Source organism: Methylobacterium nonmethylotrophicum (genome assembly GCF_004745635.1).
Classification (GTDB): domain Bacteria; phylum Pseudomonadota; class Alphaproteobacteria; order Rhizobiales; family Beijerinckiaceae; genus Methylobacterium; species Methylobacterium nonmethylotrophicum.
Genome location: NZ_SRLB01000013.1, coordinates 178,048 through 195,742 on the forward strand (window position 1 = coordinate 178,048; position 17,695 = coordinate 195,742).

The following is a 17,695-nucleotide window of genomic DNA, read 5'->3' on the forward strand; positions in this document are numbered from 1 at the left end:
CACCCGACCGCCTGATGGCGTCGACCCCGTGAGCACGGGTGGCGGAGCACGAGCAGCCAACCTCCGTGGCTGCATCGACGGGCCGCCGAGCGGCAGGCCGGCCCGGTTCGCCCGATGGTGCCACCGTCGTCCGCAACGGTCGACGCCGCGGCGGCCGCCCGGTTTCACAGCCTTGGCCCCAGCCCTCATCGTCCCGGCTTCGTCGCGTGGTGGTCTCGTCCGATGCTCGCAACAAGGCGTCGCCAAGAATGGGAGCCGACCGGACATCGAAACCTTCAATGGCGCCAGTCATACGTGAGTATAAATCAGGCACACTATAAGGAATATCGATCCAGTCCTACCTTGCTCGAGAGCTTTCACCACAGGAGCAGGTCATGACCAAGCGCGTTGCGAAAGTCATCGTCGACACCCTTCAGGCCGCCGGAGTACGGCGTTGCTACGGCATCGTCGGCGACACCCTCAATCTCGTCGTCCATGCCATCGACGAGAGCGAGATCGAATGGGTGCACATGCGCCACGAGGAAGCGGGTGCGTTCGCGGCGCAGGGCGAAGCCATGGTGACGGGCAAGCTGACCGCGGTCGCCGGCAGTTGCGGACCCGGCAGCCTGCACTTCATCAACGGCCTCGCGGAGGCGCAGCGCAACCGGGCCCCGGTCATCCTGATCGCCAGCCAGATCACGCGCGACGAACTCGGCTTCGAGTTTCCCCAGGAGGTCGACTTCAAGGCCGTCTATTCCAGCCTCAGCGTCTATTGCGACATGATCCTGACGCCCGAGCAGGCGCAACGAAAGACGGTCGCCGCATGTCAGGCCGCCCTGGCGCTCCGCGGCGTGGCCGTCCTCATCGTCCCCGTCGACATCTCCCATGCCGTCGTGAAGGACGACCTGACCTTTGCCGTGCATCACCACGTTCCCATGGTTCGGCCGGCCGATGCCGCTCTTCGGGAGGCGGCCGACATCATCAATGCCGGCGAGCGGGTGACCATCTACGGCGGTGCGGGATGCCGAGGCGCCCATGCGGAGATCCTGGCTGTCGCCGAACGTCTCAAGGCACCGGTCGCCCGCACCAGTCGCGGCAAGGACGCACTGGAATACGACAATCCCTACGACGTGGGAATGACGGGACTGATCGGAAACACGGCCGGCTACCATGCGGTTCGCGACTGCGACACGCTGCTGATGCTGGGAGCGGACTTCGCCTGGCGCCAATTCTACCCCGATCACGCCAAGATCATCCAGATCGACATCGACCCGACCCACTTGGGCCGGCGCCATCCGATCGCGATGGGCATGGTCGGCGACATCAAGTCGACGATGGACGCGCTGCTGCCGATGCTGGAGGCGAAGAGCGATACCACCTTCCTCGATCATCACGTCGCTCTCAACAAGCGGACGCACGAGAAGGAGTTGACCAAGCCGGCGACGTCCCATCGCGAGACGATCTCCGGGATCCATCTCACCGAACTGATCGATCGTCACGCGGCAGCCGACGCCGCGTTCGTCGGCGACGACGGCACGGCCGTCGTCTGGGCGCACCGCTACATCACCGCTACGCCGCACCGACGGATCTTCGGCAGCCTGCGTCACGGCACCATGGCGGCCGCGATGCCGACCGCCTTGGGCATCCAGAAGTGTCAGCCGAACCGCCAGGTCATCTCGCTCTCCGGCGATGGCGGCCTCAGCATGCTGCTCGGCGATCTCATGACCGCCGTGCAGGAGAAGCTTCCGATCAAGGTCGCCGTCTTCAACAACAGCAAGCTCGCCTTCATCGACATCGAGCAGAAATCCGAAGGACTCATCCCGCTCTACACGCACCTGCTCAACCCGGATTTCGGCAGGGTCGCCGAGGCCATGGGCCTGTGGGGAAGGCGGGTCACGCACAAGCGCGACATCGAGGAGGCGGTCGTCGACTGGCTCCAGCAGCCCGGCCCCGCCGTCCTGGACGTGGTGGTAGAGAACGAGACCCTCGTCATGCCGCCTGCCGTCGAGTTGAAGGCCGCCTACGGCATGGCGCTGTATTCGGCGCGCGCCGTGCTGCACGGCCATGCGCACGACCTGATAGAGATGACGCGGCAGAATATCTGACATCTTCTACCTGCAACTTCGCTGAGAGCGGGCCAGTTCTTGTTCCGCTCTTACGACCCGACCGGCATGCCGGTTCTCTCGACGCTTCGGCCGCACGGGCCGGCTGTCCTCCACCTGCCAACGAGACCCGTTGCTTAACCGCGACGGGAAACCCGAGCGATTGCCATGAGCCTGCTGACCGACCTGACTGGAGCGCCGCCCGGAACGACAACGCGCGCTCTCATCTTGCGCCTCTCCGCCATCGGGGCGGTGCTCGCCGGGACCGCTGGGGCCTTCGCCTATGCGGGCGGCTGGCTCTCGCCGGGCGCGCTGACGCCGTCCCGGGTGATCAACCGCTTCGAAGACGTGAATGGCCGGCATCCGGGCTTCCGGCGCAACCACGCCAAGGGGATGTGCGTCGCCGGCACCTTCGCGGCGAGCGGTGCGGGCGCGCGGGTCTCGAGAGCGGGCGTTTTCGTGCAGGGGCGAGTGACGCCGGTCGAGGGCCGCGTGGCGCTGGCGGGCGGGCAGCCCTATGCGGCCGACGCCGAGACCACCGTGCGCAGCCTCGCCCTGCGCTTCCGGCTGCCGGACGGCGAGGAGTGGCGCACGGGCATGAACGACATCCCGGTCTTCCCCGTCCGCACGCCCGAGGCCTTCGCCGAGCAGCTCCTCGCCGCCAAGCCCGATCCGGCGACCGGCAGGCCCGAGCCTGAGCGGCTGCGCGCCTTCTACGCGGCCCATCCGGAGAGCGCCGCGGCGGCGGCCCTGATCAGGGCGCGCACGGTCACGGCGGGCTTTGCCGACGGCACGTACCGGAGCCTGAACGCCTTCCGGTTCGTGGCGGCCGACGGCCGCGCCACGCCGGTGCGCTTCGCTTACCTGCCCGAGCGCGATGCCGCGCCGGCGACGGACGCGCGAAGTCCCGGCGCTGACAGGAACTTCCTGTTCGACGACCTGGCGGCCGCCCTGCGGCGGGAGCCACTGCGCTGGCGCCTCGTGGTGACGCTCGGCCAGCCGGGCGATCCGACCGACGACGCGACGACACCCTGGCCTGTGGACCGCGAGACGATCGACGCCGGAACGCTGACGCTCACCGGCGCGACGCCCGAGGCACCGGGCAATTGCCGGGACATCAACTTCGACCCGCTCGTCCTGCCGGACGGCATCGCACCGTCCGACGATCCCCTGCTGAGCGCCCGCTCGGCCGCCTATTCCCAGTCCTTCACCCGCCGCGCCGGCGAGGCGACACTGCCCTCCGCCGTCACCCGCACGCCGAACCACGGAGCCGCCCTGTGACGAGCCCTTCCCGGACGAGCCTTGCCCGCTTCACCCTGCCGGCGCGCCTGCTCCACTGGGGCATGGCCGCCCTGATCCTCGCCATGCTGCTGATCGGCGCCGCGATGGTGACGTCGCTCGGCAACTATCACGTGCTGGTCTCGCTGCACCGGCCCGTCGGGCTCCTGATCCTGGTGCTCGCGCTGCTGCGGCTCGCCTATCGTCAGCGCCACGCGCCGCCGCCCCTACCCGCGGACCTGCCACTCTGGCAGCGGCGCGCCGCGCACGCCTCGCACGTCGCTCTCTACGGGCTGATGCTCGCCCTGCCGCTTATCGGCTGGGCCATGCTCTCGGCGGCGCGCTACCCCGTGGCGCTCGTCGGCCCATTGGTGCTGCCACCGATCCTGCCGGGCAGCCCGACGCTCTATGCGGACCTGCGCGCCATCCACACCGTGCTTGCCTACATGCTGTTCGGGGTCATCCTGGCCCATCTCGGGGCAGCCCTGCTGCACGGGCTGATCCGCCGGGACGGGGTGTTCGCCAGCATGGCGCTATGGAAGCCGCGGGCCTGAAGGCTCGGGGCCCAGCGCCTCGCCGCGGCGGGGGCATCGGGCGTTCAGCCCCCTCATCCGGCCGTCGGCACGATGCGAACCGGAATCGCCTTCGAGGACGGCGTCCCGCTCTGCGGGTCGCGGGCGTAGAGCGGCACGAGCGGGTTCGTCTCCGGGTAGTAGGCGCCACAGCAGCCCTCTGGGATGCGATAGGGCACAACCTTAAATCCCTCCACCCGGCGCGCCACGCCGTCCTGCGACACCGTCTCCAAGGCGACGAGAGCGCCGATGCCGAGCCCGCGCCGCTTCATCTCCTCGGGGCTGAGGAACACCACCATGCGCTGGTTGAACACGCCGCGATAGCGATCGGAGAGCGAGTAGAGCGTGGTGTTGTACTGGTCGTGGCTGCGCAGGGTGGTGAGCTGCAGCACCCCCTCCTCGTCCACTGGCGGGTCCTCGCCGAGCCCCGGATAGGCAGAGAACTGCGCTCTCCCGCTCGGCGTCGCCCAGATGCGCTCGCGCGCCAGCGAGGTCAGGTGGAAACCGCCGGGCTCGCGGATCCGGGCGTTGTAGCCCTGGAAGATCGGAAGCACCCGCTCGATCGCTTCGCGGATGCGGTCGTAATCCGCGACCAGCTCCTCCCAAGGGATGGCGGGCGTGTCGCCCAGGGTGGCCCGGGCGAGCCCCGCGATGATTGCCGGCTCGCTCAGGAGATCGGGGGAGGCCGGGACGTTGCGGCCCGCGGAGGCGTGCACCATCGACATCGAATCCTCGACCGTGATCGCCTGCGGGCCGGTCTGCCGCTCGTCGATCTCCGAGCGGGCGAGACACGGCAGGATGAAGGCCTCGCGCCCATGCACGAGGTGGCCGCGGTTGAGCTTCGTCGAGATCTGCACGGTGAGGGCGAGGTTTCGCATTGCCGCCTGGGTCACGGGCGTGTCGGGGGCGGCCGCCGCGAAGTTGCCGCCGAGCCCGATGAACACCCGGGCCTGCCCGGCGATCATCGCCTCGATCGCCCGCACCACGTCGTGGCCGTGGGCCCGCGGCGGCGAGAAGCCGAAGACCTCCTCGAGCCTGTCGAGGAAGGCCGGCGCCGGCTTCTCGGTGATGCCGACGGTGCGGTCGCCCTGGACGTTCGAGTGACCGCGCACCGGGCAGACCCCGGCGCCGGGCCGGCCGACATTGCCGCGCAGGAGCGCGAGGTCGGTAAGGAGCCGGACGTTCTCGGTGCCGCGGCGATGCTGGGTCAGGCCCATGCCGTAGATCAGGATCGCGGCCTTGGCCTCGCGGTAGACCTTTGCCGCCGCCTCGATCTCCGACTTGGGCAGGCCGGCCGCATGCTCGATCGCCTCCCAGGGGGTGGCGCGGATATCGGCTGCCATCGCCTCGAAGCCCGTCGTGTGGCCGCGGATGAAATCCCAGTCGAGAACCGGCGCGAGATCCGCCGCCCGCGCCGCGTCGTCGGCCTCCAGGCAGCTCTTGATCATTCCTTTCAGCACCGCGGCGTCGCCGCCGACCCGGACCTGGAGGTAGAGGGAGGAGATCGGGGTTGACGAGAGCGTTCCCATCTCGAGCGGGTTCTGGGGCGACTGGAAGCGCTCCAGCGCCCGCTCGCGCAAGGGGTTGATGCTGACGATCGCCGCGCCCCGTCGGGCCGCCGCCCGCAAGGGGGTCAGCATCCGGGGAGAGTTGGTGCCGGGATTCTGGCCGAAGATGAAGATCGCGTCCGCGTGGTCGAAATCCTCCAGCAGCACCGTCGCCTTGCCGACGCCGAGGCTCTGCGGCAGGCCGACGCTCGTCGCCTCGTGGCACATGTTCGAGCAATCGGGGAAGTTGTTGGTGCCGTAGGCGCGGGCGAAGAGCTGGTAGAGGAAGGCGGCCTCGTTCGAGGCCCGGCCCGAGGTGTAGAACTCGACCCGGTTCGGGTCGTCCTGCGCCCGCAGGATCGCGGCGATGCGCCGGAACGCCTCCTCCCACGAGACCGGGACGTAGCGGTCGGTCGCGGGGTCGTAGGCCATCGGGTGGGTGAGCCGGCCCAGCATCTCGAGGTCGTAGTCGCTCCAGCCGGCGAGCTCCGAGACGGTGTGGGCGGCGAGAACCTCCGGCGAGCAGCGCTTCCCGGTCGCCTCCCAGGCCACCGCCTTGGCGCCGTTCTCGCAGAACTCGAAGGCGCTGGTGTGGTCCGGGTCGGGCCAGGCGCAGCCGGGGCAGTCGAAGCCCGTCGGCTGGTTCATGTGGAGCAGAGTGGCCCCGCCGCGGGCGAGGATGCCCTGCCCGGCGAGCGCCTTGGCGGTGGCAGCGAGCGCGCCCCAGCCGCCGGCCGGCTGGGCGTAGGGGTGGATGCGGGGCTTGCCCGTCGGACGCTTGGCCATCGTCGGTCTCCTCGGCACGATGTCTCTGCGGGGGGATCAGGCCGGCACCAGGCCGGGCCGGTCCTTGCTCATGCGGGCGAGCACGGAGGGGTCGATGTTGAGGTGCTGGGCCACCAGCTCCGGCGGCGTGTGCGTCAGCCAGTCGGACAGGCTGATCTCCTGGTACTCCGCAGTCTTGAATACCGCGAGAAAGATCAGATCGGTCGTGCCCGTGTTCTTGACGTAGTGGCCGTTGCTCTTCTTGACGTAACCGAGGTCGCCAGCACGGAAATCCGCGGTCTGCGCCCGCGGGCCGGCGCCGAAGACGGTCATGCGGCCCTCACCTTGGACGTAGTACTGCCACTCGTCGGCGTTCGGGTGCCAGTGCATCTCGCGCATCGCGCCCGGCTTGATGACCTCGATCGCCGCCGCGATGGTCTTCGACGCCTTGAAGGTCCGGCTGTCGGCCATCTGCAGCCGCCCGGATCGGTTCTCCCGGACCGGCACCGTACGGTCGAGCGAGAAGGTGACGGGCTCGGGCGGGCTGCCGGCCGAGGCGACCTGCGCCTGATCGGCGGCGAGCGGGCCTGGCTCGCGGCCCTGGAAGATCCACAGGTCGTCGAGCGGGATCGACCGGAACGCCTCGACCGGCAGCCCGAAATTGAGCGCCAGGTCCTCCGGCGGCGTATGGGCGAGCCAGTCGGTGACGAGCAGCGTGCCGAACTCGGACTGGCTGCCGTCGTCGAATACGATCAGGAACTCGCAGCCCTCGGGCCCGAGGCCCTGGAGTGAGTGCGGCATGCCGGCCGGGAAGTACCAGAGGTCGCCCTTGGCCACGTCCTGGACCGAGGCGTGGCCCTCCGCGTCGAGATAGGTGATGCGGCAGCGCCCGGCGGTCATATAGGCCCACTCGGCCGCGAGGTGCCAGTGCATTTCCCGGATGCCGCCGGCGGAGAGCCGCATGTTGACGCCCGACACCGCGGTCGAGATCGGGAAATCAGCCTGCGTGACCTGCCGCGCCCAGCCGCCGGACTGGATCCGCCGGTGCGCCGTGTTGAAGGACGACCAGAAGGTCTGCATGTCGCCGACATCGGTGGCGGGTGGTTTCTGGGCCGAGGGGAATTGCTTGGCGAGGGCCGGGCTCTGCGGTCCGGGATCGGCGAGCGCGCCCGGGCCCGCGTTGACGGCGCCCTGGGGTGGACGGTCGGGATTGCCGAACTCGGCGGCGCGGGCCGAGGTCGCGGCCGCGAGGCCGCCGGTGGCGGCCATCGCGAGCATGCCGCGGCGGGACAGGACATTCATGGATCGGTTCTCCGGAGGGGTCGGTCCCGCAACGCCGCGAAGCGGCAGGGATCGGCGCGTGGACGGGAGGCGGGACGGTCGGCCGACCCGCCGCGACGGGGCTCAGCGCTGGTTCGCGTGGTCGGTCAGGATTCGGAGATCGGTGACGGAATAGGCCATCCCGAATCGGTACCCGCGACCGACGCGCCGGGGCGCGAGGCGGTACATGTCCTCGCCCCGGACCTCGGGGATCCGCAGCTCGGCCTCGCCGGCCCAGATGTCCACGATCCTGAGGTCGTCGGTGAGCGAGAGCGTGAGCTCGTCGACGGCGGGAGTGCCCTGACGGTCGGCCGCGAGCTGCGGGAAGTAGCGCCGCATCGTCGTCGGGCGGCTGAAGACCGTCCTCGGATCGGCGACCGTCTCCTCGAGCTGGAGACGCGCCGTGGCAAGACGCTCCCCGTGCGCGGACAGGCTCGCCCCGAAGCGGCTTCCCGCCGCCAGCGGGGCCGCCGCCGGGCTCGGCGCGGAGAAGCTGCGGGTCTGGAAGACGCTGCCGAGCTTCTTCGGGTAGCCTTGCGCCCAGCCGCGCGCCATGGCGGCATCGTTGTCGACGAAGATGTAGGGACAGTAGTTTACCGGCCGGCCGTCATGCACGGCCTCGACCAGGACGAAGGCCTCGCGATACTGGTAGCGCGCCGGGTCCGTCAGTTCGTCGTTCGAGCCGGTGAACTGCCAGTCGAGGAACCAGAAGAAGGCGCGCCCCTGCGATCCCTCGTCAGGGGCGAGGCCGGGCGGCAGCAGGGCGGCGACCGCGTCCGGGTCCGTCCAGTACTCGATCGCGATGCAGTCGCTCGAATAATGCCACGGCGGCGGGCTCGCCAGCGCGGACTCACCCTGAGGCGTGAGGGGTACGGAGAATCCCTTGAGCATCGACGTCCATCCCTGAGCGAGTGTTGAACGGTCCCGGATCGTCGCGTCGCCGGCGTGCGGAGATCGGCTGACGCAAGACCTTCTTGCGTCAGCATCCGGACATCGGGGCGGCGAAAGCAGGTCCTGAACGATGTCTGCCGTTCGCGAGACCATCGTGACGTTGGCGATGAACATAGAAATATTGTTGTGCGTCACGCCAGTCCATCAAACCGCCGGACAGTGCGGACATGCTTTGGCGTGGGACGCCGAAACCATCGTATAGATTCAGGCCTCCAGACGCTCCCGCCATGATGTCAATCCTCGCGCGGAGGCAGAGGACGAAGGCTCGCGGTGTTCCCGGGACACGATCCCATCCTGCAGATCGGCCTCCTGGCGATCGCGGCGGCCGCGCCGGTCCGCCTGCTCGCGCGCCGCCCGGTCATCCGCCTCGTCACGCGGCTGATGGTCTTCTCCGGCCTCACGGCCGTGCTCGTCCGCTCGAACGTGATTCCCTATCGCGCCGAAGCCGGGGGGCCTATCGAGCCTGCAGGACGCACTCACGAGCCTGGCCAAGGCGGCCTGGTGGACGAGCGCGGCCCTGTCCCTCACCGGCACGGTGCGCGCCTTCATCATCTTCGAGCACCGGCCGCACGAGGCCCGGCTGCTGCAGGACCTCCTGGTCGCCCTGATCTATGTCGGAGCCGGCCTGTCGATCGTCGCCTACGCCTTCGGGGTGCCGGTCGGCGCGCTGATCGCCACGTCGGGCGTGTTCGCGATCATCCTCGGCCTTGCGCTGCAGAGCACACTCAACGACCTGTTCTCGGGCATCGCGCTCAATCTCGGCCGGCCCTACGCGATCGGCGACTGGATCGTCCTCAAGGACGGCACGGAGGGCCGCGTGATCGAGACGAACTGGCGTGCCACGCACCTCATCGGCGGGTCGAACGATCTGATCATCCTGCCAACAGCAGCCTGGCGAAGCTCGGGATGACGAACCTGAGCGGGCCCGACCGGAGCCACGGTGTCACCCTGCGGGTGAGGCTCGCCCCGAGCGTGCGCCCCGCCCTCGTCGTCGAGACGATGCGGGACGTCCTTCTCAGCAGCACGCTCATCCTGAAGTCGCCGCCACCGAGCGCGCAGGTCGCGTCGCTCGACGCGCAAGCGATCGAGATCGAACTCGGCTTCCACGTGGCCGACCGTTCCGGAGCGTCCCCCGCCCGCACCGAGATCCTGGATCTCGTCTACCGGCACGCCAAGGCGGCCCGGCTCGACCTGGCGCCGCCACCCGGTACCGGCGTCCTCCCCTCGCGCCGGGCGAGCCGCCCGCTCCCGCCCCGGCGCGCCTCGTCCTTGCGTCTTCTCGACAACCTCCCGCTCTTCGCCGTCCTGACCGAGCCCGAGAAGCAGGCTTTGGCCGCCGCGATGGATCGCCGGTCGTACCGGGAGAGCGAGGTCGTCGCCGCGCAGGGCACGGTCCTCGAACGCCTCGTCCTCGTCCGCAGCGGCGTCCTGTCCGTCACGTGCCGGGATCCGGACGACGGCGACGAACACGAACTCGAGCGCCTGGCGCCCGGGGACTGCTTCGGCGAGCGCGGCATCCTGCTCGGCCTCGAGGAGACCGGCACCGTCCGGGCGCTCGGCCGCGTCGTGACCTACGAGATCGGACGGGACATCCTCGCGCCGCTGATGCGCGGCCGTCCAGCCATGGCCGAGGAGCTCGAGGTCATCCTGTCGCGCCAGAGCGAGGCCGAGAGGCGTCTGGCCGGCTCGCGGAACGCGGGCCCGCTCCCGCCGACGACCCCCGGGCTCGCCGGGCGCATCCGCAGCCTTCTCGGCCTGCCGCACGATCCGCCCGCGCGGACGCCGTGACGGTCCGCGCGGGCCCCGGGTCTCGGCCGAGCAGGAGGCGCTACGCCTTTCGCCGCCGTCCGAGATCGAGCGAGTACAAAAGCGTGATCGCCGGGCGCAGGATCAGCAGGTCGGCCGCCAGGGCGCACAGCATCGCCAGCGCGCTCAGCCATCCGAAGAGCCGGAGCATCGGGAGGTTCGACAGCACCGTGACGGCGAGCGCGCAGCTCAGGACGACCGTCGTCAGGATCAGCGGCGGGCCCATCAGGATCGTGGCGTGCGCGACGGCGTGCGCCGGACGATCGTTGCCCGCGAGGTCGATCGTCATCCGGTTCAGGAAGTGGATCGTCGCGCTGAGCCCGAGCCCGAGGGATACGGTCAGCGCGACGACGCTGGCGAATTGCAGCCCGTCGCCCATCAGCCACAGCAGGGTCCCGGTCGCGACGACCGGGAAGATCGCCGGCATCACGCTCGCCAGCATGACCCGGACCGAGCGGAAGATCAGGCCCAGGAAGGCCGCGACGAAGACGACCTCGACGGTGATGCCGCGGCTGAGCCTGTCGATCATCTGCGCGCTGTTGCGCGCGGCGATCGCCGAGAGGCTCGTCACCGAGATCGTGGCGTCGGGGTAGGCCCGGCGCACCGCATCGAGCGACGAATCGAGGTTGCGCACGATCGGCAGCAGGCGGCTCGCGTCGACGTCGCGCACCCGCCCGGCCACCAGCACCGCCGTGCCGTCGGCCGAGACGAAGCGCTGCACCAGGAAGCGCGGCAAGGCGTTCACGTACGCCTTCAGGGTGGCGACGTCGGAACGGTGGAGGTTCTGCGCCAGCCAGTCACGCAAGGTCTGCAGCGACCACACGTTGCCCACTCCCGGCTGCGTCGCCAGCCGCTCGTGGACGGCCGCGACGAGGGCGAGATTGCGCGCCGAATAGAGATCCTGGCCTTTCGGGAGCTCGACCATGACGTCGATCGGGTTTGCGCCGGTCAGCTCGCGGTCGAGACGGTCGCTCGCGGCGACCGCCTGCTCGTGATCCGGCACCTCGTCCGCCAGGCGGTAGCGCGGCTGCAGCTGCGCGTAGCCGATCGCGAGGCTCGACACGACGACCAGGCCGATGCCGGTAAAGAGGGCGGGCCGATGAACCATCCGGCCCGCGATGGCGGCGCAGACGCGCTGCAGCAGGCCGACGCCCGGATCCGCCGCCCGGGCGCTGTCGGCGAACCGTTCGGGCCGGCGCACGAGGAGATGGCTGAGGAGCGGCATCATCGTCAGGACGGCGACCAGCGAGATCGCAGTCGCGAGCAGCCCGGCCCGGCCGAAGCTGCGGATCAGGTCGGATTCCGAGGTTTGCAGCGCTATGAACGAGATCGCCGCGGTCGCGTGCGTGAGGACGCAGGCCGGGCCGACGGTGAGGATGGCGGCCTTGACCGCATCGCGCGTGCTCGCGCCGGCAATCAGCCGCGCCCTCATGTCGTAGGTCAGCTGCATGCTGTCCGAAAAGCTGATCACCATGATCAGCGGCGTCATCATGTTGAGAAAGATATTGAGCTGGAGGTCGAGCCAGCCGAACGCTCCGAGCGCCAGGACGATGGAGATCAGGGGCGGTCCGGCGGCGATCAGCATGAACGACAGGCGGCGGAAGAACGCCGCCGCGATGAGGCAGCCGGCGAGCAGGCCGGCCGCGTTGTAGGCGATCCGGTCGCGCTCGATGGCGTTCCGGATCTCGAGCTGCATCACCGGCACGCCGGTCAGCTGGGTCGAGAGGCCGGTCCCGGCGAGGTCCTCGTCGAGGGTCGCATGGAGCTGCCCCACGAGGGTCGCGAGCTGCCCGCTCTCGACCTTGTCGGGCGCGAGCGCCAGCACCATCAGGGTCAGCTTGCCGTCCGGGGCGAGCAGCTTGCCCTTGATGATCTCGTTGCCGCGAACCGCGTCCATGAGCGCGCCGTAAGCCTGGCCTTCGGGCAGCGGCTCGGGAAAGAGCGGGCCCGGCAGTTGCCCGTTCTGCGGGGCGGTGCGGGCCGAGAAGATCGAGACGAGGCCGCGCACGCCGTCGACGAGCTGCAGGTCGGTCGCCAGGCCGCGCAGGGCCTCGATCGACGAGCGCTCCAGGATCGGGCCGCTGACGACGACGAGAACGTCGTACTCGCTCGATGGAAAGCGCTTCGACGCCTCCTCGTATTGCCGGTACTCGCGGCTGTCCGACCGGAAGAGCTGACTCAGCGAGTCATCCACCTCGAGGTGGGGCAGCCCGAGGAGCGCGACGGCGAGGACGATCACGGCCAGCGCGGACATGATCGCCGGATGATGGAGGGACAGAAGCCCGATCCGCTCGACGCGGGTGTCGATCATCCGCGATCCGGGTCCTTTGGTGCGCCCGTCTTTCGTCTCGGTGCTCATGGATGATCCGTCCTTGCGTGCGATGATCGTGGCGAAGGGCTGATCCGGGCCCGAAGGCGCGTAGCATCCAGGGCCTTTCCAGTGGCGTGGCGCTGATGCGTGCGCCGGCCCCGCGAGCCGCCTCGATACCGAAAGGCGCGGCCGTACCTCTCAGCGGCGCAGCTGGACGCTCACCTGGCGCACGTCGTTGCCTTCCGGTGCGATCACCACGTCCTGCCGGTTGCCGCGCGTGACGAGGCTCAGGCCGGCATTGAACAGCGGCGAGCTGACGACGCCCCGCATCTGCCCAGCCTGCAATTCGCCGGTGAGCATTCCGGTGACGCCGCGGGTCGTCTCCGTCCAGGTTCCGGAGATGCGTCCGTCGGCATCGTCGGCGCGGCAGGTGATGTCGAACCGGTAGCTCGCGCTCGCGCAGACGAGGCGCTGCGAGATCGACGCCCCGCCCGCTCCCACATCGGATCGGGCCCGGCAGCGGATCGCCTCGCTGCCGGTCGCCGACACGACCTGGCCGGATCCGGACCAGGATCCCGCGAACGGCGCGAAGCTCCCGCGTGGTGCTGCCGCGGCGGGTGCCGCCGAGATGGCGACGATCAGCGGCACCGCGAGGAAGCATGAAGAGCGCATCATGATGGGCATCCGGTCGATCGAGCTCGGTCGACGGTGTCAGTCCCCGCATCGGGCGCCGCTTGGATGGAGCGACGTCGTGCCGGGACTTTGATCCGCCATACCGAGAGGGTTTCTCCGTCTCGTCGAAGATGGCGCTTTCGGCAGGAATTCTTGATTGAATTCTGGTTTGGGGGCGCCGGACCTGACGTATGGTTTCACCATGCGATGGTTTGCCCCGTCGGCGACGCGGTCAAGGCAAGGCGTGCGGAACCGTCTCGACCGCGCCAGACCGGGGAGATCGGGCGGGCTGCCGCGCCGGTGCGGGTCAGACTGCTCGTCTGACCGAAGGCGCGACCGCCAGCAGCGCCGCCGTCGTCTCGCAGCGCCGCAGCCAAGCCGCCATGCCGCCGCGGGTCGCGCGCTCCACGGCCTCGTCCAGGCACCGGCGCGCCTCGCCGGGCGCCGACATGCGGAGAAGCTCCGCCTTCGTTCGCAGGATCTCGGGCAGGATGTACGCGTCGCCGGTCGCCGTGCACAGGCTCATAGCTTCGTCGACCGCCGCCAGCCCGGCCTCCTGGCGACCGGCCGCCGCGCAGGACCTCGCGAACTGCCCGAGGAACAGTGCCCGGTGGATCGACCAGCGAGTGTCCGAAAGGTGCCGCAACCCGTGTGCCAGCTGGTCGGCGGCGATCTCGGCGCGCCCTTGCAAGAGGGACAGCGAGCCGCGGAAGCACTCGCCCCAGGCGCGCCACGGGCCGATCGGATGCTTGGCGGCGACATCCTGCAGCAGGTCGGTGTGATGGGCGAGGGTGTCGAGGTCGCCCTCGAACAGGGCGATCGGGCAGGCCGACTCGACCAGGGCGAGCAGCAGCGTCGGGGCGTGGCCGTGCTCGCGGGCATCGGCCGCGCAGGATCGTGCCATCGCGGCGGCCTCAGCCCCGCCGAGGAGCCAGTCGGCCATGGCGAGCCATGCGCGGCAGATCAGTGAATGATCGAACTGCATGCGCACCATCGGGCTCGCCACCTCCGCGCTCAGCGCGGAGGAAAACCTCTCGTGGGCCTGCGTGACGTGTCCGAGATGGAGGCTGGTGGCGCCCACGATCCTGTCGCCGATATGCCGCGACGAGGCCGTGTTCCCGGCGATCTGCGACCCGGCGGTCGTCCGGAATTCGAGGGCTGTCGTCAGGGCTCTGGCGTAGTGCGAGCTCGAGAACTCGCAGAGCCAGGCACTGAAGACGGCCCGCAGCACGAGGTCCGCATCGTCGGCCTCCCGGGCGATGGCGACGGCCCGCTCCAGCGGCGCGTACGCCTCCGGACCCGGGCCCAGGGTGTAGAGCAGGCCGGTGCCGAGGGAGGTGAGCAGCGAGACGGCGTCGTGCGGATCCCGGCTGCAGCGCGCCTCCAGGGCCTCGGCGGCGCGTTGAAAGTACTGGCAGGCCTCCGCCACCAGGGAGAGCTGGAACCAAAGCAGGGCGGAACGGACGGTCAGCTCCACGCCGAGCTCGGGATCGCCGTCCGGGCTGAAGCACCAGAGCAGCGCCGACCTCAGATTGTCGGCCTCGCCGCCATAGGTCGCGCGCCAGCCCGGCGAGTTCTGCCAGGCGGCCTCGGCCCGCACCATGGTCTCCCGCATGTGCAGCGCGTGCCGACGCAGCAGGCGGTGGCGCTCGCCCCGCTCCTCCAGCTTGCGCAGGGCGTAGGCCCGCGTGATCTCGAGCAGGCGGTAGCGCGGCAACGCCTGCGAGAAGTCCGTGGCGACCAGCGACTTCGCCACCAGGCTCGTGATGGTGTCGATCGTCTTCCAGGTCGCCTCGTCGATCGAGGCGACCTGGGACGCGGCTTCCAGCGAGAAGGGGCCGGAGAAGACCGACAGCCGCGAGAAGACGACCTGCTCCCGGGCGGTCAGGTGGGCGAAGCTCCAGTCGAGCGTCGCCTCGAGCGTGCGCTGACGCGCGAGGGCCGTCCGGCGCCCGGCGACGAGCAGCCGGAAGACGTCGTCCAGCTGGCGCATGAGACCCGGAACGCCGAACGCGTCTGATCGGCCGGCCGCCAGCTCAATGGCGAGTGGGTTGCCGTCGAGGCGCCGGCAGAGCTCGGCGATGGCGGTCAGCTCGGCGGCGGACGGTTCGTAGGCGCCGAGGACCGCGCCGGCCCGCTCGACGAAGAGGCGGACGGCGGACGATGTCGAGAGGTCGTCGCTCTCCTCTCCCCGAGCGTCGCCCGCGCCGACGTCGAGGCCGGACACCCGGATGACGCGCTCGCCCGCGGCCCGCAGGGATTCCCGGCTCGTCGCGACGATCTTCAGCGACGCCGATGCGCGCAGCAGGCTCTCGATCGCGTCAGCGGCCGCCGCGATCACGTGCTCGCAATTGTCGACGATCAGCAGGCCGCGCCGGAGCGGCAGCTCCTCCTCGATCGACCGGTAGGTGACGCCGAGGGTCAGCTGCACGGCGGACGCGACAACGCCCGCGACGCTCGAGGGATCGGAGATGCCCGACAGGTCGATCAGGACGACGCCGTCGCGGTGCGGAAGCTGGGCGCGGGCCGCTTCGAGGGCGAGCGTGGTCTTGCCGACGCCGCCGGGGCCGACCACCGTGAGGAGACGACCCTTCTCGAGGCCTTCGGCAACGAGCGCGAGTTCGCGCTCGCGCCCGATCACCGGGACGAGGGAGTTCGGCAGGTTGTGGCGCTCGCTGTCGCCCGGATCGAGCGGGAGCGGTTTCGGCTGATCGCCGATCTCCACGGGTGCGACGAAGCTGTAGCCGCGCCCCGCGACGTTGACGATGAAGCGCTGCTGATCCCGCCCATCGCCGAGCGCGCGCCGCAACGCCGCCATCTGGACCCGGAGATTGGCCTCCTCGACGAACAGGTTGGGCCAGGCGTGGGCAATCAGGTCCTGCTTGCTGACGACATCCCCCCGTCGCTCGATGAGCACGAAGAGGAGATCGGCCGCGCGTCCGCCGAGCGCGATCGGCTTGCCGTCGCGCCACACCTGACGCGTTGCGAGCGATATCTGATAGGGCCCGAACGCGGCGATCTCGGATGGGAGAGACGGCGCCGTGGCGAGCACCGCTTCGGGCGTCGGCGTCACCACGCCCGCGGTATCCCGCACGCGCCGGCGCCACGACTCCGCAGACGCGTTATTCCGCAGCGCTCGACGATCGCAGCCTCCCCGGGACCGGTTTGCCCGGGTCCAATCTACCTGCCCCCTCGCGATCCGCAAAACGGCCGTCGTTCCAAGCCGCGTTGCACGGGGCAACTCTGCTCGGCTTCTTGCTTCTGCATCATTCTCGCCGGCGAACCGGCGACCACTCCGGCACCAGCCGCTTGCGGCCGGCGGAATGATGCTTAGCGGCTCGCGGCGCTCGCCTGCGCGGCGATCGGCGCGCGATCGAAATCGTTGCAGGGCTCGAAGAAGGTGTTGGTTATGGCGGCGCTCCCGCTCGTGGTGCCCTTCAGGTCGCCGAGCCTCGCGAAGGTCGCGGCCGAGAAGTCCCATCTCGCTGGATCGAGCCTACCGGTCCTGGCTTCGAGATCGACGCCCTTCTCGGCGTAGCTGAGCCATGTCTTCAGGACCTGCACGCCTTCGGCGACCGCGGTCGCCTCGTCCTTGTCGGCCGGTCGCACGGTCGGGAATTCCTTGTAGAAGATCCTGACGGCCGCCTCCGGGTTCAGCCGGGTGAAGTACAGCCCCTTGTTGAAGGCCCGGCAGAAGCCGGCAACGACCCCGGGATGGCTCGCTGCATAGGCTTCGGTCGTCACCATCGCCATTCCGGCGAGTTCGTCCTGGATCGGCAGCTCGATGTGGTCGAGACGCAGGCCCTGGTTCGCGAGCATGCCGAAGACGGCGTCCCACAGCATGACGGCGTCGACGGCTCCGCTGCGCAGAGCCGTCGCGATTTGGGGGCCGCCCCCGACGCTGATGCTCCGGAACGTCGGAGCGATGCCGATCCTGCGCAGCGACTCGGCCAGGATCTTGGCGGTTCCCGACCCGGCCGACACGAAGCCGACCGCCTTGCCGGACAGGTCGGCCAGCGATGTGATGGGGGAGCCGGGCAGGAGGCCGACCGAGTAGCCGTTGTGCTGCTTCAGGGACGAGAAGGCGAGCGGCGTCGCGCCCTGCTCGCGCATGCTCAGCATCCCCTCCGCCACGATCGTGGCGAACTCGGCCCGGCCGGATTGCAGGAACTGGCCGGCAGCGACCCCGTTGGAGGCGCTCGTCATCTCGACGTCGAGCCCCTCGGCCCTGAAGTAGCCGAGGGCCTTCGGTACCGCGTAGAGGAAGACCTCCTCGCCGATCGCGACGTTGGGATGGGCCTGCACGAAGCGGACCTTGGTCACGGGCTGCGCGGTCGCGGCCGATGCCGCGATAACGAACGCCGCGACCCAGAACTGAGCCAGTCTCATGGG

At 69.8% G+C, this 17,695-nt stretch carries 12 protein-coding genes; 5 read left to right on the forward strand and 7 right to left on the reverse strand.

What is annotated here, in order from left to right; genetic code table 11:
• Positions 1–374: 374 nt before the first annotated feature.
• The 3 genes from EU555_RS19080 to EU555_RS19090 all read left to right on the forward strand — a co-directional run bounded on the left by EU555_RS19080 (position 375) and on the right by EU555_RS19090 (position 3,913).
• On the forward strand, positions 375–2,084 hold the full coding sequence (locus EU555_RS19080) for a thiamine pyrophosphate-dependent enzyme (RefSeq protein ID WP_135416802.1): 1,710 nt from the start codon (positions 375–377) through the stop codon (positions 2,082–2,084).
• A 165-nt stretch (positions 2,085–2,249) separates the two neighbouring features.
• A complete protein-coding gene (locus EU555_RS19085) occupies positions 2,250–3,362 on the forward strand; it encodes a catalase family peroxidase (RefSeq protein ID WP_135416803.1) in 1,113 nt (370 codons plus the stop codon).
• Between the two features lie 62 nt (positions 3,363–3,424).
• The gene (locus tag EU555_RS19090) at positions 3,425–3,913 is read left to right on the forward strand and encodes a cytochrome b (RefSeq protein ID WP_135416857.1); all 489 of its coding nucleotides are present in this window, start codon (positions 3,425–3,427) and stop codon (positions 3,911–3,913) included.
• A 53-nt stretch (positions 3,914–3,966) separates the two neighbouring features.
• Here the strand turns inward: EU555_RS19090 and EU555_RS19095 are convergent, their stop codons facing one another.
• The 3 genes from EU555_RS19095 to EU555_RS19105 all read right to left on the reverse strand — a co-directional run bounded on the left by EU555_RS19095 (position 3,967) and on the right by EU555_RS19105 (position 8,454).
• Complete coding sequence (locus EU555_RS19095) at positions 3,967–6,264, reverse strand: FdhF/YdeP family oxidoreductase (RefSeq protein WP_135416804.1); 2,298 nt, start codon at positions 6,262–6,264, stop codon at positions 3,967–3,969.
• A gap of 36 nt (positions 6,265–6,300) precedes the next feature.
• Entirely contained in the window at positions 6,301–7,545 is a 1,245-nt protein-coding gene (locus EU555_RS19100; protein WP_135416805.1) for a cupin domain-containing protein, read from the reverse strand.
• Positions 7,546–7,647: 102 nt separating this feature from the next.
• Positions 7,648–8,454: an acetoacetate decarboxylase family protein gene (locus EU555_RS19105; protein WP_135416806.1), complete on the reverse strand. Its 807-nt coding sequence runs from the start codon at positions 8,452–8,454 to the stop codon at positions 7,648–7,650.
• 595 nt (positions 8,455–9,049) lie between these two features.
• On the opposite strand from EU555_RS19105, the gene EU555_RS19110 reads away from it, so the two are divergent.
• Positions 9,050–9,424: a mechanosensitive ion channel family protein gene (locus EU555_RS19110; protein WP_167858605.1), complete on the forward strand. Its 375-nt coding sequence runs from the start codon at positions 9,050–9,052 to the stop codon at positions 9,422–9,424.
• Positions 9,421–10,302, forward strand: a complete 882-nt coding sequence (locus EU555_RS19115; RefSeq protein WP_135416808.1) for a cyclic nucleotide-binding domain-containing protein — start codon at positions 9,421–9,423, stop codon at positions 10,300–10,302. Before EU555_RS19110 ends, EU555_RS19115 begins: the two co-directional genes overlap by 4 nt.
• A gap of 40 nt (positions 10,303–10,342) precedes the next feature.
• Here EU555_RS19115 and EU555_RS19120 read toward each other — a convergent pair whose 3' ends face one another.
• The 4 genes from EU555_RS19120 to EU555_RS19135 form a co-directional block, all read right to left on the reverse strand.
• Positions 10,343–12,631, reverse strand: a complete 2,289-nt coding sequence (locus EU555_RS19120; RefSeq protein ID WP_245524372.1) for an efflux RND transporter permease subunit — start codon at positions 12,629–12,631, stop codon at positions 10,343–10,345.
• Between the two features lie 198 nt (positions 12,632–12,829).
• Positions 12,830–13,306 (reverse strand): hypothetical protein, encoded by a 477-nt coding sequence (locus EU555_RS19125; RefSeq protein ID WP_135416810.1) that lies wholly within the window; start codon positions 13,304–13,306, stop codon positions 12,830–12,832.
• A gap of 304 nt (positions 13,307–13,610) precedes the next feature.
• The gene (locus EU555_RS19130) at positions 13,611–16,508 is read right to left on the reverse strand and encodes an ATP-binding protein (protein WP_167858606.1); all 2,898 of its coding nucleotides are present in this window, start codon (positions 16,506–16,508) and stop codon (positions 13,611–13,613) included.
• Between the two features lie 125 nt (positions 16,509–16,633).
• Positions 16,634–17,692 carry an ABC transporter substrate-binding protein gene (locus tag EU555_RS19135; RefSeq protein WP_167858607.1) on the reverse strand — a complete coding sequence of 353 codons (1,059 nt, stop codon included), beginning with the start codon at positions 17,690–17,692 and terminating at the stop codon, positions 16,634–16,636.
• Between the last annotated feature and the right edge of the window lie 3 nt (positions 17,693–17,695).